Consider the following 22,115-nt stretch of genomic DNA (forward strand, 5'->3'; position numbering starts at 1 on the left):
TCCTCCTGTGAATTACTGCAAAATCTCAAACAGCCCGGCCGCGCCCATGCCGCCGCCGACGCACATGGTGACGACTGCGTACTTGGCCTTGCGGCGGCGGCCTTCGATCAGCGCGTGGCCGGTCAGGCGCGCTCCCGACATGCCGTAGGGATGGCCGACTGCGATCGCGCCGCCATCGACGTTGATCTTCTCGGGGTCGATGCCGAGCTTGTCGCGGCAATACAGAACCTGCACCGCGAAGGCTTCGTTCAGCTCCCAGAGACCGATGTCGTCGACCTTGAGGCCATGACGCTTGAGCAGGCGCGGCACGGCGAACACAGGACCGATGCCCATCTCGTCGGGCTCACAGCCGGCGGAGACGAAGCCGCGGAAGATGCCGAGCGGGTTGAGGCCGCGCTTGGCCGCTTCCTTGTCGCTCATGATCACCGAGGCGCTGGCGCCGTCGGAGAGCTGGCTGGCATTGCCGGCGGTGATGGAGAAACCGTCACCGCGCACGGGCTTGAGGCCGGCGAGGCCTTCGAGCGTGGTCTCGGGGCGCGGACCTTCGTCCTGCGACAGCGTCACTTCCTTCATCGAGACAGTGCCGGTCGCCTTGTCGGTGACGGCCATCTGCGTCGTGATCGGCGCGATCTCGTCCCTGAACTTGCCGCCCTGCTGGGCGGCGGCGGTGCGGCGCTGGCTCTCCAGCGAATATTCGTCCTGCCGTTCGCGCGAGATGCCGTAGCGCTTGGCGACGATCTCGGCGGTGTCGATCATGGGCATGTAGACCTCGCCCTTGATCTTGAGCAGCGCGGGGTCCTGGGCGTGGAAACCGTTCATCTTGTCGTTCTGCACGAGGCTGATCGACTCGCCGCCGCCGCCGACCGCGACCTCGACGCCGTCGAAGATCACCGAGCGTGCGGCCAGCGCGATCGCCTGCAGGCCGGAGGCGCACTGGCGGTCGATGGTGGTGCCGGCGACGGTGACCGGGAGACCGGCGCGAAGCAGCGCCTTGCGCGCGATGTTGCCGCCGGTCGAGCCCTGCTGGAGCGCCGCGCCCATCACGACGTCCTCGATCTCCTTCGGATCGACTTTTGCGCGCGCGACAGCTTCACCAATGGCGTGGCCGAGCAGCGTGGCGCCTTCGGTGGCATTGAGCATGCCGCGATAGGCCTTGCCGATCGGCGTACGGGCGGTGGAAACGATGACGGCGTCGGTCAAGAGCGACCTCCTGTTTGGGTGGATTGTGATGGTTTCTGTTGCTGGCGCAACTCGTGGCGCGACAGCTTTCCGACCGGCGTGCGCGGCAGATCGTCGACGAACTCGACCGCCGCGGGCATTTCGTGCTTGCCGACCTTCCCGGCGAGCTGCGCACGCAGCTCGTCGAGCGAGAACGGCTTTGCGTCCGGCCTGAGCTTGATGAAGGCCTTGGCGGCTTCGCCCCTGTATTGGTCGGGAATGCCGAGCACGATCACCTCGTGCACGCCTGGAACGGTGTAGATCGCCTGCTCGATCATCTGCGGATAGACATTGAAACCGCCTGAGATGATCATGTCCTTCTTGCGGTCGACCAGGAAGAAATAGCCGTCGGTGTCGACATAGCCGATGTCGCCGGTGAGGAAGCGGCCGTCGATGAAGGCCTCCGCGGATCCCGCCGGCTTATTCCAATAGCCCTTGGTGACGTTCGGGCCCTTGATGCGGATCTCGCCGACTTCGCCCGGCGGCAGCGCTTTCGTCGGATCGTCCAGCGAGACGACATCGAGCTCGATGCCGGGCAGCATCAGGCCGATCGAACCGGGCTTGTCGGGCCCCGTAGGCGGATGTCCGGTGCCCGGCGAGCAGGTTTCGGTCATGCCCCAGCCGCTCCTGAGCTTCTTGCCGACCTTGCTCTCGAAGAATCGTGCGACCTCGACCGGCAGCGGCGCGCCGCCGGAGCCGATGGCGGTGAGCGAGGAGAAGTCGCGCTTGTCGAGATTGGGGAGTGCGGCGATCGCGATCCACATCGTCGGCACGCCGGGGAAATAGGTCGCGCGCTTGACCTCGATGTCGCGCATCACGGCTTCGACGTCGAAACGCTGGTGCAGCGAGATCAGATTGCCGCGGCGGAGCGACGACAACAGGACGACGGTCAGCGCATAGATGTGGAACAGCGGCAGCACGCAGATCACACGCTCGACGACGTCGCCGCGGGCCGCGCGGGCCGGCTTGCCCCAGACGTCGTAGATCGATACCGCAGAGGTGAGATTGCCGTGCGTGAGCATGGCGCCCTTGGGTAGACCGGTGGTGCCGCCGGTATATTGCAGCAGCGCGACGTCATCGACCGCGACCGCGGGCCATTGCGCCGGGGACATCGCGCCCTCGACGAAGGCCTTGAAAGTGATGATGCGCGGATCATCGGGAATTGCCGCCTGCGGCGTGCCGATCTTGCCCCAGCTGTCGTCCTCGCAGACGACGAGGCGGTCGATCAGTCCCTTCTCCAGAAATTTCAGTGCGGTCGGCAACAGCGCCTGGAGGTTCGAGGTGACGAGCAGGCGCGAGCCGGAGTCGGACACCTTGTGCGTCAGCGCGATCTCGCCATCGAGCGGCGACAGATGCGCGACGCGGGCGCCAGCCTTCAGCGCGCCGAAAAAATTGACGGGATGGTCCGGCGTGTTGCCGAGGAACAGCGCGACGGACGTGTTCTTGCCGCAGCCGGCGCGCAGGAACGCAGCCGCCGCGCGCTCGGCCATGGCGGCGAGCTCGGCATAGCTGATCGGACGATCGCGAAATTCCAGTGCGGTGCGTGGGCCGTAGTTTGCAGCGGCCGTCGTGAGCAGGTCAGGCAGCGTGCCCTGGACGATGGTGTCGTCCCAATGCACGCCCTCGGGGTAAAACTGTTCGCCGGGATGGGTCATTGCTTCCTTAAACCACACTAACCGTCATTCCGGGGCGCGACGAAGTCGCGAACCCGGAATCCATTAGGCAGCGCACTCAGAGGCGAAATGGATTCCGGGCCTGGCCCTGCGGGCCATCCCGGAATGACGCCGAGAGTGCAAGCCCCGATCAAGCTGCCTTCGACTCCGCGGCCAGCGACGCGAACGTCTTGCCCTCTGCCGCGAGCTTCTTCAGCAGCGGGGCGGGCTCGAGGCTCGGGTCGTTGGTCTCCTTGGCGTAGAAGGACAGACGATCGGCGATGTGCTTGAGGCCGACGGTGTCGGCCCAGAACATCGGGCCGCCGCGGTAGATCGGCCAGCCATAGCCATAGAGCCAGACCACGTCGATGTCGGAGGGACGCGCCGCGATGCCCTCTTCGAGGATCTTCGCGCCCTCGTTGATCATCGGATACATCATGCGCTCGAGGATCTCGTCGTCGCTGACGATGCGCTTCTTGCGGCCGAGACGCAGCAGCGTCTCGTCGATAAGCTTCTCGACCTCAGGATCGGGCATCGGCGCGCGCGAGCCGGCTTCGTACTTGTAGTAGCCCTTGCCGGTCTTCTGGCCGAAGCGGCCGGCTTCGCAGAGCGCGTCCGCGATCTCCGACTTGATGCCGCGGTCCTTGCGCGAGCGCCAGCCGATGTCGAGGCCGGCGAGGTCGCCCATCGCGAACGGTCCCATCGGCATGCCGAACTTCGTCACGACGGCGTCGACCTGCTGCGGCAGCGCGCCTTCGAACAGGAGCTTCTCCGACTGCTTGCCACGCTGGGCGAGCATGCGATTGCCGACAAAGCCGTCGCAGACGCCGACCACAGCCGGAACCTTCGCAATCTTGCGCGCGATCGTCACAGCCGTGACAAGGGCGTCCGGCGCGGTCTTGTCGGCCCGGACGATCTCGCAGAGCTTCATGACGTTGGCCGGCGAGAAGAAGTGCATACCAAGCACGTCCTGCGGACGCTTGGTCGCCTTCGCGATCTCGTCGATGTTCAGGTACGAGGTGTTGGAGGCGAGCACGGCGCCTGGCTTGGCATACTGGTCGAGCTTGCCGAACACTTCCTTCTTCACCGCCATGGTCTCGAACACGGCTTCGATGACGAGATCGGCATCGCCGACATTCTCGATCCCGACGACGCCATTGATCAGCGCCATGCGCTTGGCCGGTGCATCCGCCGGGATGCCACCGCGCGCCGCGGTCGCTTCCCAGTTCTTCTGCATGATGCCCATGCCGCGCTTGAGCTGCTCTTCACCGGTCTCGATCAAAGTGACGGGAACGCCCGCGTTTGCAAACGACATCGCGATGCCGCCGCCCATGGTGCCGGCACCGAGAATGGCAACACGGTTAACGGGACGCGACTTGGTGCCTTCGGGCACGCCCGCGATCTTGTTGGCCTCGCGCTCGGCGAAGAAGGCATAGCGCTGTGCCTTGGACTGATCGGAGGCGACGAGCTTGAGAAAACCCTCGCGCTCCTTCTTTAGACCTTCGTCGAACGGCAGGTCGATGGCGTAGCCGACGGCGTCGGCCGCCGCGAACGGGGCCTCCAGGCCGCGCGACTTCTTGGTCATCGCCGCGACCGCATTGGTGAAGATCGAGCGGTCGGCCTTCGCAGCCGCGATCTTGGAATCGTCGTCGCGCAGACGGCGCAGCGGGCGCTTCTCGGCCAGCAGCTTGCGCACAAAGGCTTCGCCGCCGGAGGCCGGACCTTCCACGATCTCCTCGATCAGGCCGTTCTTCAGCGCTTCGGCTGCTCCGATCGGGTCACCGCCGACGATCATCTTGACCGCGAGCTCGGGACCGACCGCGCGCGGCAGGCGCTGGGTGCCGCCGGCGCCCGGCAGGAGGCCGAGCTTCACCTCGGGCAGGCCGAGCTTGGCTTCCTTGACCGCGACGCGAAAATGACAGGCGAGCGCGACTTCGAGGCCGCCGCCGAGCGCGTTGCCATGGATCGCAGCAACGACGGGTTTTGGCGAATTCTCGATCTCGGACAGCACGTCGTTGAGCGCGGGCGGCTTCGGCGGCTTGCCGAACTCGGTGATATCGGCACCGGCGATGAAGGTGCGGCCGGCGCAGGTCAGCACGATGCCCTTGATGGCGGAATCGGCGATCGCGGCCTTGACGCATTCCAGAATACCACCGCGGACTGCGGCACTCAGCGCATTGACCGGAGGGCTGTTGACCGTGACGATCCCGACTTCATCATGACGCTCAAGCTTGACCACTTCGCTCACGGTTTCCCTCCTTGGTGGGGATTTACTTTTGTTCGATTTCGCGGTGCGGAATTTAATTCCGCATCTTGACGGCAGGGTTATTTTGAAGCACGGACGTTGTCAACGACTCCGCGCAAGAGCAGATCAGGGATGAAGCGTACAGGAAAGAAGACTGCGACCGATCGGAATTTCGTCGTCGCGCTTTCCCGCGGGCTTGATGTATTGCGCGCATTCCAACCGAGCGACGGACTTCTTGGCAATCAGGAGATTGCTGCCCGCACCAACCTGCCGAAGCCGACGGTTTCGCGGCTGACCTACACGTTGACGAAGCTCGGCTATCTGACGCCGGTTCCCCGTTTCGAGAAATATCAGCTGGCGCCGGCCGCGATGGCGCTGGGTTACGCGGCGCTCGCCAATCTCGGCGTTCGGCATTTGTCCGAGCCGTTCCGCGAGGAAATGATGCGCGCCACCGGTGGCGCCGTCGCGATCGGCGGCCGCGACCGTCACAGCATGATCTATTTCGGACAGAGCCGCGGCAGCGAGACCGTCGGCGTTCAACTTGACGTCGGCTCGCGCGTGCCGATTGCAACCACCGCGATGGGTCGCGCCTATTTCTGGGCGCTGGGCGAGGACGAGCGCACCGAGCTGTCGCGCGTGCTGCGCGAACATTACGGCAGCCGCTGGCCGAAGATGCGCGACGGGCTGGAGCGTTCCGGCGAGATGGTCGCCAAGCACGGCTTCGCGATCTCGGTCGGCGACTGGCACGACGACATCGGCGCCGCCGGCGTCGCGCTCAAGCTCAACGACGGAACCGGGCCTTACGCATTCAATTGTGGCGCGCCGGCATTCCGCTTCACGGAAGAACGATTGATCAACGACATTGGACCGCGTCTGCTTGCGATGGTAAGGAACATCGAAGCGACACTGGGGGGTCTGATGTCGCTATCCAAAAAAGACGACAGCAAAAAGCTGAAATCAGGAGGGAAAGTTGCGCGTGTGGCCGAGGGGATCAGATAGCCTTTGTCATGTCAGGGTGCGGTTCGCATCGCCCCTTCGCCCACTGTCGAGTGTGGGCGAGACGAGATGACGCAGGCACAGCTCGCGCAGGGGACATCGCCTCTGCTCGCGGTTCGCGACGTCAGCGTCGTGTTCGGCGGCATCGTCGCGCTCAACGGCGTGTCCTTTGACATGCTCAAGGGCCAGATCCTCGGATTGATCGGCCCCAACGGCGCCGGCAAGACAACGCTGTTCAACTGCCTGTCCCGCCTCTACCAGCCGTCGTCGGGCGATATCCTGATGGAAGGCGCGAGCATCTTGAAGCGTCAGCCGCACCGGATCGCCGAGATCGGCATCGGCCGCACCTTCCAGAACGTGGCGTTGTTCCCGAACCTGTCGGTGATGGACAATGTCCGCGTCGGCACCCATGCCCGAACCTCCTCCGACATCATCAGCGACTCGCTGCGCCTCGCCTGGATTCGCCGCAGCGAAAGCAGCGTGAACAAGAAGGTGCACGAGATCCTCGCCTATCTCGATCTCGAGGACGTCGCCCACACCACCGTCTCCGGCCTGCCGTTCGGCACGCAGAAGCGCGTCGAATTGGCGCGGGCGCTCGCGGCGGACCCGAAGATCCTGCTGCTCGACGAACCCGCCGGCGGCCTTAACCACGAGGAGGTCCACGTCCTCGGCGACCTCATCCGCCGCATCCGCGACGAACGCGGCATGACCGTGCTGCTGGTCGAGCACCACATGGGCCTCGTGATGTCGATCGCCGACCACGTCGTCGCGCTGAACTTCGGCAAGAAGCTCGCCGAAGGCACGCCCGCCCAGGTGCAGGTCGACCCCGACGTCATCAAGGCCTATCTCGGGAGCAAGGACCAATGACGACGCTGCTCAACGTCAAGGACCTGCGCGCCTATTACGGCCAGGTCCAGGCGCTCCATGGCCTCACCTTCTCGCTCAACGAGGGCTCGCTGACGACGCTGCTCGGCGCCAACGGCGCCGGCAAGACCACGACGCTGCGCGCGATCTGCAACATGGTGCGCTCCACCGGCGGCATCGAGTTCGACGGCAAGCCGCTGAACAACCGCTCCACCGAGAGCATCGTGCGCTACGGCATCGCCCACGTGCCGCAGGGCCGCGGCACCTTCACCACCATGACGGTGGAGGAGAATCTCCAGCTCGGGGCCATCACCCGCAAGGACAATGCCGGCATCGTTTCCGACATCGAGCGCATGTACGCGCATTTCCCGGTCCTCAAGCAGCGGCATACCCAGCAGGCCGGCACGCTCTCCGGCGGCGAGCAGCAGATGCTCGCGGTCGCGCGCGCGCTGATGCTGCGGCCGCGGCTGATGCTGCTGGACGAGCCGTCCTTCGGCCTCGCGCCGCTGGTCGTGCGCGACCTGTTCGGCATCCTCGGCAAGATCAACCGCGAGGACAAGGTGTCGATCCTGGTGGTCGAGCAGAACGCCCAGCTCGCACTCGAGCTCGCCGACCAGGCCTATGTGATCGAGACCGGCCGTATCGTGATGTCGGGCAATGCCAAGGACATCGCGAACAACGAAGAAATCCGCAAATCCTATCTGGGTTACTGAGGAGCCGGCACGATGGAGCTGTTTACCAACCAGGTGCTGGCCGGCATTGCCACCGGTGCGATCTACGCCTGCATGGCGCTCGCCGTGGTCATGATCTACCAGGCCATCGACCATCTCAACTTCGCGCAAGGCGAGATGGCGATGTTCTCGACCTTCATCTCCTGGCAGCTGATGCAGTGGGGCGTGCCCTATTGGGGTGCCTTTGCGATCACGCTGGCGTTGTCGTTCATCGGCGGCATCGCCATCGAGCGCATCCTGTTCAAGCCGCTGGCGAAGGCGCCTGTTCTGACCAACGTCGCCGGCTTCATCGCGCTGTTCGCGATCATCAACTCGTCGGCCGGCCTGATCTGGGACTTCACCATCAAGCAATATCCGACCCCGTTCGGCTCCTCGCCGTTCCTCGGCAGCCAACTGATCTCGACCCACCAGGCCGGCATGATCGGCGTTACCGTGCTGCTGCTGCTCGGCCTGTATTTCTTCTTCCAGTACACCAGGATCGGCCTTGCCATGCGCGCGGCCGCCTCGGTGCCTGAATCGGCGCGCCTCGTCGGCATCAACACCTCCTGGATGATCGCGCTGGGCTGGGGCATGGCGACCGCGATCGGCGCGATCGCCGGCATGCTGATCGCTCCCGTCGTGTTCCTGGAGCCCAACATGATGGGCGGCGTGCTGATCTACGGGTTCGCGGCAGCCGTGCTCGGCGGCCTGACCAGCCCGTTCGGCGCCGTGGTCGGCGGCTTCCTGGTCGGCATCTTCGAGAACCTCGCCGGCACCTACATCCCCGGCGTCGGCAACGAGCTGAAACTCCCGATCGCGCTCGCGCTGATCATCTCCGTCCTGGTCGTCAAACCCGCTGGTCTGTTCGGCCGGCACATCGTCAAGCGAGTTTGATCATGAGCGCTGTCGAAGACGTCGTCACGGAAGCCCCGGCCGTCGAGGCCGTGCCGAAGCGGGCCATGACGCTGGGCACAGGCACCTCGGTGGTGGTGCTGCTGCTGCTCCTTGTCGTGCCGGTGTTCGCGAAGAATTTCGTGATCTTCCAGCTGACCCAGCTGCTCTATCTGGGCCTTGCGGTGCTGGCGCTGAACATCCTGACCGGCGGAAGCGGTCAGTTCTCGCTCGGCCAGAGCGCGTTCTACGGCATCGGCGCCTACATCACTGCCGTGATGATGGAGCAGTTCAACATCCCCTACTTCCTCTGCCTGCCGGTCGCGGGCGTGCTCTGCTTCGGCGTCGGCTTCCTGTTCGGCCAGCCGGCGCTGCGGCTCTCCGGCGTTTATCTCGCGCTCGCGACCTTCGCGCTCGCCACCGCAATGCCGCAGCTGCTCAAGCTGAACTTCCTCGAGCCGTGGACCGGCGGCGTGCAGGGCCTCGTCGTCACCAAGCCGGATGCGCCGTTCGGGCTGAAGATGTCGCAGGACATGTGGCTCTACTACTTCACGCTCGTCGTCGTGCTCGCGATCTACATCTTCTCCGTCAACCTGCTGCGCTCCCGCTCGGGCCGCGCCTTCATGGCGATCCGCGACAACGAGATCGCGGCCTCCGCCATGGGCGTCAATGTCGCGCTCTACAAGACGCTCGCCTTCGGCGTCTCCGCCGGCATCACCGGCGTCGCCGGTGGCCTCAGCGCCATCGCGGTGCAGTTCGTCGCCCCCGACAGCTTCACCATCACGCTTGCGATCCAGCTGTTCCTCGGCATGGTCGTCGGCGGCGTCGGCTGGCTGCCGGGCTCGATCGTCGGTGCCGCCTTCATCATCTTCGTGCCGAACATCGCGGAGGGCATCTCCAAGGGCCTCTCCGGCGCCGTGTTCGGCGTGCTCCTGTTCCTCGTCATCTACCTCGTGCCGCATGGCGCAAGGCAGGTCGCGATCCTGGGCCAGCAATTCGCGGGCAGGTTCAGAAAGAACTGACCCCATCACCAAGACTGTCGTTTCAACCAAGGAGACCCAATTGACTTTCGTAAGAACACTGCGAACCGCCGCACTCATAACGGCGGTCGCCACGCTCGCCTCCACCGCAGCCCTCGCCCAGAAGAAATACGACACCGGCGCGACCGATACCGAGATCAAGATCGGCAACATCATGCCGTATAGCGGCCCGGCGTCGGCCTACGGCATCATCGGCAAGACCGAAGAAGCCTATTTCAAGATGATCAACGACAAGGGCGGCATCAACGGCCGCAAGATCGTCTACGTCACCTATGACGATGGGTATTCGCCGCCGAAAGCCGTGGAGCAGGTCCGCAAGCTGGTCGAGAGCGACGAGGTGCTCGCCGTGTTCAACCCGCTCGGCACACCCTCGAACAGCGCGATCCAGAAGTATCTCAACGCCAAGAAGATCCCGCAGCTGTTCGTCGCCACCGGCGCCACCAAGTGGAACGACCCGAAGAACTTCCCCTGGACCATGGGCTGGCAGCCCTCCTACCAGAGCGAAGCGCAGATCTATGCGAAATGGCTGATGAAGGAGAAGCCCAACGCCAAGGTCGCGATCCTCTATCAGAACGACGATTTCGGCAAAGACTACCTCAAGGGCACCAAGGACGGTTTCGGCGCCAAGGCTGCGTCCACCATCATCATGGAGGAGAGCTATGAGGTTTCCGAGCCGTCGATCGACGGCCACATCGTCAAGATCAAGGCCGCCAATCCCGACGTGCTGCTGATCTACACGACGCCGAAATTCGGCGCCCAGACCATCAAGAAGACCGCCGAGCTCGGCTGGAAGCCGCTGCAGATCATCACCAACGTGTCGGCCTCGGTCGGCAGCGTGATGAAACCGGCCGGTTTCGAGGCCTCCCAGGACGTGCTGTCGGCGGCTTACGCCAAGGACGGCGCCGATCCGCGCTGGGCCAACGATGCCGACATGAAGAAGTGGGTCGAGTTCCTCGACAAGTACATGCCCGGCGCCGACAAGACCGACTCCAGCGTCGTCTACGGCTATGGTGCCGCGCAGACGCTGGTCAAGGCGCTGGAACAATGCGGTGACGACCTCACCCGCGCCAACCTGATGAAGCAGGCGGCGAGCCTGAAGGATTTCGCGCCGGACACGCTGCTGCCCGGCGTCAAGATCAACACGGGTCCGAGCGACTTCGCCCCGATCAGCCAGCTGCAGATGCAGCGTTTCAAGGGCGAGAAGTGGGAACAGTTCGGCGACATCATGAACGGTGACGTCGCGCCGGAATAACTCACTGAGGCAATAGTCCGAATTTGACAAAGCCCCCGCGAGCGATCGCGGGGGCTTTTTGTTGACGTCTTGCATCAATCTTGTTCAATGCGACGCCGATCCAGGTGAGGCAGGAGTGAAATGGTCGTCGTTCGATTTCAGGTTGCGGTGATTTCGGCCGCATTCGCGTTGTGCACTGCGATGAGCAATCCCGCGCTGGCACAGAAGTCCTACGACAGCGGCGCCTCCGATACCGAAATCAAGATCGGCAACATCATGCCCTATAGCGGGCCCGCCTCCGCCTATGCCGTGATCGGCAAGGCCCAAGAGGCCTATTTCAACAAGGTCAATGCCGAGGGCGGCATCAACGGCCGCAAGATCAAGTTCATCTCGTATGACGACGCTTACTCGCCGCCGAAGACGGTGGAGCAGGCGCGCAAGCTGGTCGAAAGCGACAACGTTCTGTTGATCTTCGGCTCGCTCGGCACCTCCACCAACGGCGCCATCCGCAAATACATGAACGAGAAGAAGGTGCCGCAACTCTTCGTGGCGAGCGGCGCGTCCAAGTGGAACGATCCGAAGCAATATCCCTGGACCATGGGCTGGCAGCCGAGCTACGCGGGCGAGGCGAAGATCTACGCCAAATACATCATGAAGGAAAAGCCGGACGCGAAGATCGGCGTGCTCTACCAGAACGACGATTTCGGCAAGGACTATCTGAACGGACTGAGGGAAGGGCTTGGGCCCAAGGCCTCGATGATCGTGCTGGAGGAGTCCTACGACACCTCCGAGCCCGCGGTCGACGAACACGTCGTGAAGCTGAAGGCCGCTGGCGCCGACGTCCTCATCAGCGTCACCACGCCGAAATTCGCGGCGCAGGCGATCAAGAAGGCGGCCGAGATCAACTGGCATCCGATCCACATCATCTCCAACGTCTCGGCTTCCGTCGGCGGCGTGATCGAGCCCGCGGGCTTCGAGATCTCGCAAGGCATCCTGTCGGCGACCTACATCAAGGACGGCTCCGACCCGCAATGGAATGCCGATGACGGCATGAAGAGGTTCTACAACTTCGTGTCGGAATTTGATCCAAAGGCCAACAAGCACGACGCCGCCGTGGTGTTCGGCTATGCTACCGCACAGACCATGGTCAAAGTGCTGCAGATGTGCGGCGACAACCTCACCCGTGACAACGTCATGAAGCAGGCCGCAAACCTGAAGGACTTCGCGCCCGATACGCTGCTGCCCGGCATCAAGATCAACACCGCACCCGACGATTTCGCCCCGATCGAGCAGCTTCAGATGATGCGGTTCAAGGGCAAGGCCTGGGAATTGTTCGGCGACATCATCTCGAGCGACCCCGGCCACTAACGGCAACCCAGAATAGCCGGGCTTGACTCGAGCAACTCAAGACAGTCGGCCTTCTCGCAATTGCACAGGCGCCCCTGACTACTAAAGGAGCAGACCCTGCGACCTTGTCGCAGGGTCTTTGTGTTGAAGGCGAAAGGCAAATCGTATTGAATTGCACTCGCGCGGCCCAAAAACAATCAAGCCAAAAAAAGGAGCGCACACACACCAAGAAAAATAGGGAGATTGGAATGCCCGCTGTCACCGGCAAGCTTGCAGCCGCATCACTGGCGCTCGCGCTCATTGCAGCCACGACCTCCATCGCATCGGCCCAGAAGAAATACGATACCGGCGCGACCGATACCGAGATCAAGATCGGCAACATCATGCCTTACAGCGGACCGGCCTCCGCCTACGGCATCATCGGGCGGACCGAAGCCGCCTATTTCAAGAAGATCAATGACGAAGGCGGCATCAACGGCCGCAAGATCAACTTCATTTCCTACGACGACGCCTACTCACCGCCGAAGACAGTCGAGCAGGCGCGCAAGCTGGTCGAGAGTGACGAGGTGCTGTTCATCTTCAACTCGCTCGGCACACCGCCGAACTCGGCGATCCACAAATACATGAACACCAAGAAGGTACCGCAGCTGTTCGTCGCCACCGGCGCCACCAAGTGGAACGACCCGCAGAACTTCCCGTGGACCATGGGCTGGCAGCCCAACTACCAGAGCGAGACGCAGATCTACGCAAAGTGGCTGCTCAAGAACAAGCCCGACGCCAAGATCGCCGTGCTCTATCAGAACGACGATTACGGCAAGGACTATCTGAAAGGCCTGAAGGATGGTCTCGGCGCCAAGGCCGCGTCGATGATCGTTGCCGAGGAGAGCTACGAGACCTCCGAGCCGACGATCGACAGCCACATCGTCAGGCTGAAGTCGACCGGCGCCAACGTCTTCATGAACATCACGACGCCGAAATTCGCCGCACAGGCGATCAAGAAGAACGCCGAGATCGGCTGGAAGCCGCTGCACTTCCTCAACAACGTCTCCGCCTCCGTCGGCAGCGTGATGAAGCCCGCCGGCTTCGAGAACGGCCAGGACATCATCTCGGCCGACTATCTCAAGGACGTGTCCGATCCTGAATGGAACAACGACGCCGGCATGAAGGAGTTTATGGCCTTCATGGACAAGTACTTCCCGGACGGCGACAAGCTCGACAAGGGCACCATCGTCGGCTTCGCGGTGGCACAGACGCTGGTCCACGTGCTGAAGAACTGCGGCGATGATCTCACCCGCGAGAACATCATGAAGCAGGCAGCCAGCATGAAGGACTTTCGCACCGAGGCGCTGCTGCCCGGCATCAAGATCAACACCGGCCCGAACGACTTCGCGCCGATCAGCCAGCTCCAGCTCGAGAAGTTCAAGGGCGAGCGCTGGGAACTGTTCGGCGACGTGATCAGCGCCGACGCCGGCGGCTAATACCCATACAGTTTGCGGCGCTACCAAGCCCCCTGCGAGGAGATCGCAGGGGGCTTTTTGTTGCGCCTGTTATCATTACGCGATTGCACAATCGAATGATGGTAAAGGCTGCTTACCCTTTTGCGCCCGATGCGCTAGGCAGGGCATGGCGACGTCCTCGCCACAGCTTTAGTCTGCTCAAGAGTTAGCCGAAGGCCATCGTCATGACCGACCGACGTCCCCTGCTCCGCGCGCTCTATGATGCTGCCGTTGCCGCCGCCCATCCGAACACGATCCTGGCGCCTCATTTGCGTGCCGCGCCGAAGGGGCGCGTGATCTGCCTCGCCGCCGGCAAAGGCGCCGCCGCGATGGCTGCGGCCGCGGAGCGGCACTATCTCGACATGCTCAAGCTCGCGCCGGAACGCCTCGTCGGCATCGCCACGACACGCCACGGCTACGGCGTGCCGACGCGCCGGATCCGCGTGGTCGAGGCCGGTCATCCCGTACCCGACGAAGCCGGCCTGAAAGGCGCGGCCGATACGCTCGCGCTGGCCGGCGAGGCCGGCCCCGACGATCTGTTGCTGGTGCTGCTCACCGGCGGCGGTTCGGCGAACTGGATCGCGCCGGCGGACGGCATCAGCTTTGCGCAGAAGCAGGCGGTCAACAAGGCGCTGCTGCGCTCGGGCGCACCGATCGGCGAGATGAATGTCGTGCGCAAGCATCTGTCGCGCATCAAGGGCGGACGCCTGGCGCGCGCCGGCCGGAACGCCGCCGAGATCGTGACGCTCGCGATCTCCGACGTGCCTCATGACGATCCCTCCGCGATCGCCTCTGGTCCCACCGTGCCTGACACAACCACGCTTGCGGATGCGCGCGCGATCGTCGCGAAGTACAAGCTCACCATCGACGATGCCGTAGCCCGCGCGCTCGACGATCCCGCCAATGAAAGCGCCAAGCCCGGCGATGCGGCCTTCGCGCGGGCCTCGTTCGAGCTGATCGCACGTCCGAAGCAATCGCTGGACGCCGCGGTGAAGCTGGCAAAAGACGCCGGCTACGAGACCATCGACCTCGGCGCCGATCTCGAGGGCGAAGCGCGCGAGGTCGCGGCCGATCACGCCAGGCTCGCGCTTGCCGCCCGCGCGCAAGGCAAGCGCGTCGCCATTCTCTCCGGCGGCGAGCTCACGGTGACCGTGCGCGGCAATGGGCGCGGCGGCCCCAACCAGGAATACGCGCTGGCGCTCGCCTCCCTGTTGAAGGACACACCCGACATCGCCGCGCTTGCCGGCGACACCGACGGCGCCGACGGCGGCGCCGGCCATCCCACCGATCCCGCCGGCGCACTGATCGATGCCGCGACCTTCGCGAGGATGAAGGCGCAAGGGCTTCAGCCGCAGGCCTATCTGGACAACAACGACGCGACGACCTTCTTCGAAGCGACGGGCGATCTGCTCCAGCCGGGTCCGACGCTGACCAACGTGAATGACATCAGGGTGATCTTGGTGGATTGAGGAGGCTGCTCCTGCAGCGTCATTGCGGGCGGTGATAGTCGGGCCTCAAAACTCGTTCGCGATCTTCGAGAGCATCTCGATCAGGGCTTCGCGGTTGGCCTGCCCTAGCAGCTCGTTCAGCCGCGACTCGTGCTTGGTGGCGACCAGCTTTTTCGCCCTCGAAAGCACGGCCTTGCCCTTGTCGGTCAGGACCAGGATGTGGGAGCGGCGGTCATTGGTGGAGCGGATCCGGGCGCAGAGGTCACGGCTCTCGAGATTGTCGAGCAGGGCGACGAAGTTCGGCCGGAGGATGCCGAGGGTGGAGGCGATCTCGGTCTGGTTGCGGCCCGGGTTCTTCTCGACCAGCAGCAGCACGGAGAACTGCGCCGGCGTCAGCTGGAGCGAGGCCATGCAGCGCAGGAAGTTCTCGAACACCTTGAGCTGCGCCCGCTTCAATACGTAGCCGAGCTGCTCGGAGAGCTCCCCGAGCTGGAGGGCTTCGGCAGAACCCTGACCATGGCCCTCGGGCGCGTCCTTGCGGCCCTTGGTCGCGTCACCAGCCTTTTCGGAGGACTTTTCAGCGGTTTTTGAAACGGTCATCGCCTCGTGCTCGCAATCCCGCTAAATTCGGGACGGGTCGTTCGCCCACCCTTGATGTTATATTTGATAATTGTTATGGACTATATCAAATATCGTCAGCGTATTTCAATGGCTGTGAGGGGACCGTCCACCGCAATTGCGGAGACCGGTCCCTAATCTTCAAGGGGGAGCGTCCGGTTTTGAACACCACCATCATGCTGTTCCTGCTGCAGGACGGCATCACCAATGGCGCGATCTATGCGCTGCTCGGCCTGGCGCTGGTGCTGGTGTTCGCCGTCACCCGCGTCATCCTCATACCCCAGGGCGAATTCGTCACCTATGGCGCGCTGACTTATGCCTCGCTGGCCTCGGGCCAGATGCCGGGCACGGCCAAGCTGGCCCTGGCAATGGGCGTCACCGCCTGCGCCTTCGACCTGTTCGTGGCCCGCAAGGCGCTGCATGGCCGGCTGATCCTGCGCAGCGTCGTCGCCAATGTGGTGCTGCCGGCCATCGTGCTTGCGCTGACGATCTACTTTGCTGCCCAGAAGCCGTCGGTCGCGGTCTGCATCGCGCTGTCGCTGGTGATCGTCGCGATGATCGGCCTTTATCTCTACCGCATCGCATTCCAGCCGCTGGCACACACCTCGGTGCTGGTGCTGCTGATCGCCTCCGTCGGCACGCATCTGGCACTCCAAGGCCTGGGCCTGTTGTTCTTCGGCGCCGAGGGCCAGCGCGGACCGGCGGTTCTGTCGGGCGCCTTCACCGCGGGCTCGCTGCGTTTCACCGGCCAGAGCCTCACGGTCTACGGCATCACCATCGCCTTCATTGTCGGTCTCTGGCTGTTCTTCGGCCTGACGCTGTACGGCAAAGCGTTGCGTGCCACCGCCGTCAACCGCCTGGGAGCCCGGCTCGCCGGCATCCGCACCACGCTGTCGGGGCAGATCGCTTTCCTGCTCGCCTCCGTCATCGGCGCGCTGTCGGGCATCATGATCGTGCCGATCACGACGCTCTATTACGACTCCGGCTTCCTGATCGGCCTGAAGGGATTTGTCGCCGCCATCATCGGCGGCCTCGTCAGCTATCCGCTCACGGCGGCCGCGGCCCTGTTCGTCGGCATCGTCGAGGCGTTCTCATCCTTCTATGCCTCCAACTACAAGGAGGTGATCGTGTTCATGCTCCTGATCCCCGTGCTGCTGTTGCGCTCGCTCGCCGCGCCCGCCGTCGAAGAAGAGAAGGACTGAGGCGAAGATGCAGAGCCGGCTTCCCATTCTTGTCTTCGCACTTGTCATGGCGGCGATCCCGTTCATTCCGGGCATGCCACCGTTCTGGATCGTGCTGCTCGACAATATCGGCCTTTCTGCGCTGGTCGCGATGGGCCTCGTGCTGCTGACCGGCGTCGGCGGCCTCACCTCGTTCGGCCAGGCCGCCTTTGTCGGCTTCGGCGCCTACACCACGGCGCTGCTGACGACGGCCTACGGCCTGTCGCCCTGGCTGACCTTGCCGCTGTCGCTGCTGATCAGCGGCCTGTTGGCGGTGCTGCTCGGCCTCGTCACGGTCCGCCTCTCCGGCCATTATCTGCCGCTCGGCACGCTGGCCTGGGGCCTCGGCCTGTTCTACCTGTTCAGCAAGCTGGAGTTCCTGGGGCGCAACGACGGCATCTCGGCGATCCCGCCGCTGTCGATCGGCTCGTTCAAGATGCTCTCACCGGGCTCGATCTATTTTGCGATCTGGGTCGCGGTGACCCTCTCGGCGCTGCTGACGATGAACCTGCTGGATTCCCGCACCGGCCGCGCCATCCGTGCGCTGCGGCGCGGCCATGTCGCCGCCGAGGCCTTTGGCGTGCACACGCCGCGCGCCAAGCTGCTGGTCTTCATCCACGCCGCCGTGCTCGCCGGCCTCTCCGGCTGGCTCTATGCCCATCTGCAGCGCGCGGTGAACCCGACGCCGTTCGGGGCGCAGGCCGGCATCGAATATCTCTTCATCGCGGTGGTCGGCGGTGCCGGCTATGTCTGGGGCGGCGTGCTGGGCGCGGCGATCGTGGTGATCCTGAAGGAGGTGCTGCAGAGCTATCTGCCGCTGATCGTGCCCGGCTCCGGCCAGGTCGAGACCATCGTGTTCGGCATCATGCTGGTGGCGCTGCTCCAGCTTGCGCCCGGCGGCGTCTGGCCCTGGCTGATGTCGTTCCTGCCCGAAAGGTCCGGCGGAAGGAAGCCCGATACCTCACTGAAGCTGGAGCAGCGTCCGCGCGCGTCCGGCCAGTCCAGCATCCTGCTCCAGGTCGAAAAAGCGCGAAAGCAGTTCGGCGGCGTCGTTGCGGTCAACAACGTCTCCTTCGACGTCCAGGCCCGCGAGATCGTCGCGCTGATCGGACCGAACGGTGCCGGCAAGAGCACCACTTTCAACCTGATCACCGGCGTGCTGTCGGCGACGTCAGGGTCGATCTCGGTGCTCGGCAGGAAGGTCGATCGCGCGCCGCCGCAGGAGATCGTCAAGCTCGGCATCAGCAGGACTTTCCAGCACGTCAAGCTGGTGCCCGATATGACCGTGCTGGAGAATGTCGCGATCGGCGCCCATCTGCGCGGCCACTCGGGACCCCTTTCTTCGATGCTGCGGCTCGACCGCGCCGATGAAGCCAAGCTGCTCGCCGAGGCCGCCCGCCAGATCGAACGCGTCGGCCTCGCCGAGCAGATGCATCAGCTCGCAGGATCGCTGTCGCTGGGCCAGCAACGCATCGTCGAGATCGCGCGGGCATTGTGCGTCGACCCGATGCTGCTGCTGCTCGACGAGCCAGCCGCGGGCCTGCGCCACATGGAGAAGCAGCAGCTCGCCAAGCTGCTGCGCGACTTGCGCGACGGCGGCATGTCCGTGCTTCTGGTCGAGCACGACATGGGCTTTGTGATGAACCTCGCCGACCGTATCGTCGTGCTCGACTTCGGCACCAAGATCGCCGAAGGCACGCCCGCCACGATCAAGACCAATCCCGAAGTGATCAAGGCCTATCTCGGAGTGGCGGCATGAGCGCGCTGTTGTCAGTCACCGACGCGCATGTCGCCTATGGCAAGGTCGAGGCCGTGCGCTCGGTCTCGCTCGAGGTCGGCGAGAACGAGATCGTCACCATCGTCGGCGCCAACGGCGCCGGCAAGACCACGCTGCTGTCGGCGATCATGGGCATCCTGCCGCTGAAGGGCCGCGTCGCCTTCGCGGGACGGGACCTCGCCCGGCTCGACATCGAGGATCGCGTCGCGATGGGCCTCGGCCTCGTGCCTGAACATCGCGAATTGTTCGTCACCATGAATGTCGAGGACAATCTCGAGCTCGGCGCCTTCCGTATCGAGAAGAGCCGGGCCAAGGCCTCGATCGAGCGGATCTACACGCTGTTTCCGCGCCTCAAAGAGCGCCGCAAGCAGCTCGCCGGCACCCTGTCCGGGGGCGAGCAGCAGATGCTGGCGATGGGGCGCGCGCTGATGGGCGAACCGAAGCTGCTGATGCTGGACGAGCCGAGCCTCGGCCTTGCGCCGATCATCGTCGCCGACATTTTCCGCATCGTCACCGAGCTCAAGGCCAGCGGCGTCTCCGTGCTACTGGTGGAGCAGAACGCGCAGGCCGCGCTGAAGATCGCGGACCAGGCTTACGTGATGGAGCTCGGCGAGTTCGTCCTGAGCGGCAAGGCCAGCGACATCGCGGCGAACGAACGGGTGGCGGCAAGCTATCTCGGCTTCCAGCACGAAGGCGCGAGCGCGATCTAGGCTCTTTGTTTGAGCATGATCTTTTCGGAAAAGCGCTTCACACTTTTCCGGATCATGCTCGCTGCGCCGTCCGCACGAAGCCCCAGGCGGCGATTGCGGACATCAGCAGCGAGATCAGAACGTTGTAGCCGGCGAGCGAGAGGCCGAGGAAGCGCCACTGCACCTCGTCGCAGCGCACGACCTTGACGGTGTCGAGCCTGGACAAGAGATCGCCGGCACTGCCGAGATTGATGACCGGGCCCGAGCAATCGGTCGGTCCCTTCCAGAACCCCCATTCGACGCCCGAGTGATAGGTGCCCAGACCGGCATTGGCGAGCGTCGCCAGGGTGAGGACCGCGAGCCCTGCCAGCAGCCATGGCCGCGGCGCGCCGCTCCGTGCCGCAAGCGCGGTGAGCGCCCCGAGCGGGATCGCAAGATAATAGGCATAGCGCTGCTCGAGGCAGAGCGGACAGGGCAGGATCTCCAGGACCAGCTGGAAGAACCAGGCGCCCGCGATCGTGGCTGCAGCGATCAGGGTGACGGCCAGCGAAGCAGTCAGCGCGGAGCCGCCGACGGCGGGGCGAAACGCAGGTATTGCGGCACTCTGGGTCGTCACGGTGGCCTCTCCGGCTAGGGGCTTGGATTTAAGCCTCTAACCCCGGCCCAAGCGCCTGTCGAGAACGGCGGGGATCACTTTGGCGCGGGTTGACCCCGCCTTTCCCATGGCTATAGTCCGCCGGCTTCGCGACGCCCTCCTTCCGGAGGGGCCGACCGAGGGCCCCTGTGGCGGAACTGGTAGACGCGCTCGACTCAAAATCGAGTTCCGCAAGGAGTGCTGGTTCGATTCCGGCCAGGGGCACCAACCAGGCTGTTCAAGCCCGTTCCGAAACGTCCGCAACCGTCCGCACCGTGCTCGGAAAGCCTTGAAAAATAGGCACTTCCGCGTACGTTCTAGTTCGTCACCGTTTGTTCTCCTCCGATCCCAGCCGCCCGATTTGCTGGTATTTTTGCTGGTATCGGGAGAACAAACGTTCACGGCGACTTTCGCTTTGCCGAATGAAGGAATTGAGCCGATGGGCGGCAAGAACGACGGCGCGTGCGCCAATCCCAAGCAGATTAAGACCGACGTCGACTGCCGCGCCGCCCGACCGAAATTCGACAATGGCGCGTGGAGTCCCGCTAAGATTTCCGACGTGACCGGCGGCTGGCTCTATCTCTTCGTCACGCCGGACGTGAGCAGGCCCGGCAACGCTGCCTCCAAGCTCTGGCGGATGGACTACCGTTTCCACGGCCGCCAGAAAACCTACTCCATCGGCCCCTACGGCAACGGCAGGGATGGCACGTTCTCGCTCGCAGACGCGCGGCGCGAGCGCGACAAGGCCAAAGACCTGCTCAAGGAAGGCAAAGACCCGAGCATCGAGAAGCAGCTCGACAAGCACAAGCAGGCCGCCGCCCGGCCTTTCGCGCAATGGGCCGATGAGTGGCTCGCCAAGAAGAAGGTGGAGAAAGTCAAGCGCGGCAGGATCGTCGCAGTGCGCGACCCCAAGACCGTCGAGGTGCTCGAGCTGCGCGTCGGCTACGTCAAGGCTCGCTTCGGCAAGCTGTGCAGGCAGGACATCAAGCGTCCCGACGTGCTCGCTTTCATGCGTTCATATGAAGCAGAGGGAAGGCTGGAAACCCGGGACCGAGTGCGCAGCATCGGCGAGCAGATCTGCGACTATGCCGACGTCGAAGGCGACGGCTACAATCCATTCCGCAACCTGAATGGACAGATGATTGCCAACATTTCGACGCCGCGTCCCGGTGTCACCGAACCACGCGACGTCACGCGCGTCTTCAAACTTATCAGCGCACCGTGGACGAGAGCGAGATTTGGTGACGTCGTTGGCCTTGCCTTGCGCTTCAATGCGCTGACCATTCCCCGCCCCGGCATGGTCAATGAAATGGAATGGGGCGAGGTCGATTGGGATGCCAAACGCTGGACTGTTCCAGCTCCCAAGATGAAGACCGGTTGGGACCATGTTGTGCCCTTGTCACGACAGGCACTCGCGATCCTGCGTAGCGTCCAGAAGCTGACCGGCCATCGCCGGTACGCGTTTTCCTGCTCGAAGGACGCGCCGCTATCAAACAATACGCTCAACAAGCGCTTGCGGCTGCTTGGCATTGATACCAAGACTGATCATTGTGCCCACGGATTCCGGACCACGTTCTCGACTCTATCTCACCACGAAGAGATCAAGGACGCCAAGGCATGGGATGGCGATGTCGTCGAGCTGCAGCTCGCACATCTCGATAACTCTACTGTGGAAGGTCTCTACAAGAAGCACGGACCCCTCGCGCTGATCGGCTCGCGCACGAAGCTGATGCAGCATTGGGCTGATCGGATCGACCACTGGCTCGATCCCAAGAAGGTGATGCCGATCAAGGGAGGCGCGCAGGCTTGAGTCGCCTATCATCAGGCCTGTTAAGTTGCCCAATTCAACCCGTCGCAAAGCTCATGTGATAATCGTCGACGCTTGTGCATCTCGTGCTGGAAGGATCGATTTCGCATCCGTTGCATCGCGTTGCGCTTGTCCGCCTGAGATAACCGCAACAGCCGTTGTCGCCTAGATCCAATGCTTTGCCGTGGCTTCGAACGGCCGGATACAATGGAGAAGCAGTGCGACGGAGAGA

The 22,115-nt window shown here is 63.8% G+C and carries 18 protein-coding genes and 1 tRNA gene; 14 read left to right on the forward strand and 5 right to left on the reverse strand.

Annotated elements, in window-relative coordinates; all coding sequences use genetic code 11:
• Positions 1-12: 12 nt before the first annotated feature.
• The 3 genes from L6639_RS18530 to L6639_RS18540 form a co-directional block, all read right to left on the reverse strand.
• Complete coding sequence (locus tag L6639_RS18530; protein ID WP_237863148.1) at positions 13-1,200, reverse strand: acetyl-CoA C-acyltransferase; 1,188 nt, start codon at positions 1,198-1,200, stop codon at positions 13-15.
• On the reverse strand, positions 1,197-2,873 hold the full coding sequence (gene pimA, locus L6639_RS18535; protein WP_237863149.1) for a dicarboxylate--CoA ligase PimA: 1,677 nt from the start codon (positions 2,871-2,873) through the stop codon (positions 1,197-1,199). The genes L6639_RS18530 and pimA overlap by 4 nt, the downstream gene beginning before the upstream one ends.
• A 148-nt stretch (positions 2,874-3,021) precedes the next feature.
• Positions 3,022-5,118 (reverse strand): 3-hydroxyacyl-CoA dehydrogenase NAD-binding domain-containing protein, encoded by a 2,097-nt coding sequence (locus L6639_RS18540; protein ID WP_237863150.1) that lies wholly within the window; start codon positions 5,116-5,118, stop codon positions 3,022-3,024.
• A gap of 129 nt (positions 5,119-5,247) precedes the next feature.
• Here L6639_RS18540 and L6639_RS18545 point away from each other — a divergent pair, with 129 nt between their 5' ends.
• The 9 genes from L6639_RS18545 to L6639_RS18585 all read left to right on the forward strand — a co-directional run bounded on the left by L6639_RS18545 (position 5,248) and on the right by L6639_RS18585 (position 15,159).
• Positions 5,248-6,114 (forward strand): IclR family transcriptional regulator, encoded by an 867-nt coding sequence (locus L6639_RS18545; protein ID WP_237863151.1) that lies wholly within the window; start codon positions 5,248-5,250, stop codon positions 6,112-6,114.
• A gap of 66 nt (positions 6,115-6,180) precedes the next feature.
• A complete protein-coding gene (locus L6639_RS18550) occupies positions 6,181-6,978 on the forward strand; it encodes an ABC transporter ATP-binding protein (RefSeq protein WP_237863152.1) in 798 nt (265 codons plus the stop codon).
• Complete coding sequence (locus L6639_RS18555) at positions 6,975-7,688, forward strand: ABC transporter ATP-binding protein (RefSeq protein WP_237863153.1); 714 nt, start codon at positions 6,975-6,977, stop codon at positions 7,686-7,688. Before L6639_RS18550 ends, L6639_RS18555 begins: the two co-directional genes overlap by 4 nt.
• A gap of 12 nt (positions 7,689-7,700) precedes the next feature.
• On the forward strand, positions 7,701-8,579 hold the full coding sequence (locus tag L6639_RS18560) for a branched-chain amino acid ABC transporter permease (RefSeq protein ID WP_237863154.1): 879 nt from the start codon (positions 7,701-7,703) through the stop codon (positions 8,577-8,579).
• A 2-nt stretch (positions 8,580-8,581) separates the two neighbouring features.
• Positions 8,582-9,598 (forward strand): branched-chain amino acid ABC transporter permease, encoded by a 1,017-nt coding sequence (locus tag L6639_RS18565; RefSeq protein WP_237863155.1) that lies wholly within the window; start codon positions 8,582-8,584, stop codon positions 9,596-9,598.
• Between the two features lie 40 nt (positions 9,599-9,638).
• Positions 9,639-10,868, forward strand: a complete 1,230-nt coding sequence (locus L6639_RS18570; protein ID WP_237863156.1) for an ABC transporter substrate-binding protein — start codon at positions 9,639-9,641, stop codon at positions 10,866-10,868.
• 120 nt (positions 10,869-10,988) lie between these two features.
• A complete protein-coding gene (locus tag L6639_RS18575) occupies positions 10,989-12,215 on the forward strand; it encodes an ABC transporter substrate-binding protein (protein ID WP_237863157.1) in 1,227 nt (408 codons plus the stop codon).
• A 227-nt stretch (positions 12,216-12,442) separates the two neighbouring features.
• A complete protein-coding gene (locus tag L6639_RS18580; RefSeq protein WP_237863158.1) occupies positions 12,443-13,672 on the forward strand; it encodes an ABC transporter substrate-binding protein in 1,230 nt (409 codons plus the stop codon).
• 203 nt (positions 13,673-13,875) lie between these two features.
• Complete coding sequence (locus L6639_RS18585; protein ID WP_237863159.1) at positions 13,876-15,159, forward strand: glycerate kinase type-2 family protein; 1,284 nt, start codon at positions 13,876-13,878, stop codon at positions 15,157-15,159.
• 45 nt (positions 15,160-15,204) lie between these two features.
• Here L6639_RS18585 and L6639_RS18590 read toward each other — a convergent pair whose 3' ends face one another.
• Positions 15,205-15,738 carry a MarR family winged helix-turn-helix transcriptional regulator gene (locus L6639_RS18590; RefSeq protein WP_237863160.1) on the reverse strand — a complete coding sequence of 178 codons (534 nt, stop codon included), beginning with the start codon at positions 15,736-15,738 and terminating at the stop codon, positions 15,205-15,207.
• A gap of 179 nt (positions 15,739-15,917) precedes the next feature.
• Here L6639_RS18590 and L6639_RS18595 point away from each other — a divergent pair, with 179 nt between their 5' ends.
• Genes L6639_RS18595 through L6639_RS18605 form a run of 3 tightly spaced genes read left to right on the forward strand, consistent with a single transcriptional unit; the run spans position 15,918 to position 19,463 of the window.
• Complete coding sequence (locus tag L6639_RS18595) at positions 15,918-16,958, forward strand: branched-chain amino acid ABC transporter permease (RefSeq protein ID WP_237863161.1); 1,041 nt, start codon at positions 15,918-15,920, stop codon at positions 16,956-16,958.
• 7 nt (positions 16,959-16,965) lie between these two features.
• Positions 16,966-18,735 (forward strand): branched-chain amino acid ABC transporter ATP-binding protein/permease, encoded by a 1,770-nt coding sequence (locus L6639_RS18600; protein WP_237863162.1) that lies wholly within the window; start codon positions 16,966-16,968, stop codon positions 18,733-18,735.
• Entirely contained in the window at positions 18,732-19,463 is a 732-nt protein-coding gene (locus L6639_RS18605) for an ABC transporter ATP-binding protein (protein WP_237863163.1), read from the forward strand. The genes L6639_RS18600 and L6639_RS18605 overlap by 4 nt, the downstream gene beginning before the upstream one ends.
• A gap of 52 nt (positions 19,464-19,515) precedes the next feature.
• Here L6639_RS18605 and L6639_RS18610 read toward each other — a convergent pair whose 3' ends face one another.
• Positions 19,516-20,058: a disulfide bond formation protein B gene (locus tag L6639_RS18610; protein ID WP_237863164.1), complete on the reverse strand. Its 543-nt coding sequence runs from the start codon at positions 20,056-20,058 to the stop codon at positions 19,516-19,518.
• Positions 20,059-20,219: 161 nt separating this feature from the next.
• Here L6639_RS18610 and L6639_RS18615 point away from each other — a divergent pair.
• Together L6639_RS18615 and L6639_RS18620 are read left to right on the forward strand one after the other, a co-directional pair.
• Positions 20,220-20,304, forward strand: a tRNA-Leu gene (locus L6639_RS18615).
• A 211-nt stretch (positions 20,305-20,515) separates the two neighbouring features.
• Positions 20,516-21,886, forward strand: a complete 1,371-nt coding sequence (locus tag L6639_RS18620) for a tyrosine-type recombinase/integrase (RefSeq protein WP_006018774.1) — start codon at positions 20,516-20,518, stop codon at positions 21,884-21,886.
• Positions 21,887-22,115: the final 229 nt, after the last annotated feature.

The sequence above is a fragment of the Bradyrhizobium zhengyangense genome (assembly GCF_022012555.1).
In the GTDB taxonomy this organism is placed as follows: domain Bacteria; phylum Pseudomonadota; class Alphaproteobacteria; order Rhizobiales; family Xanthobacteraceae; genus Bradyrhizobium; species Bradyrhizobium zhengyangense.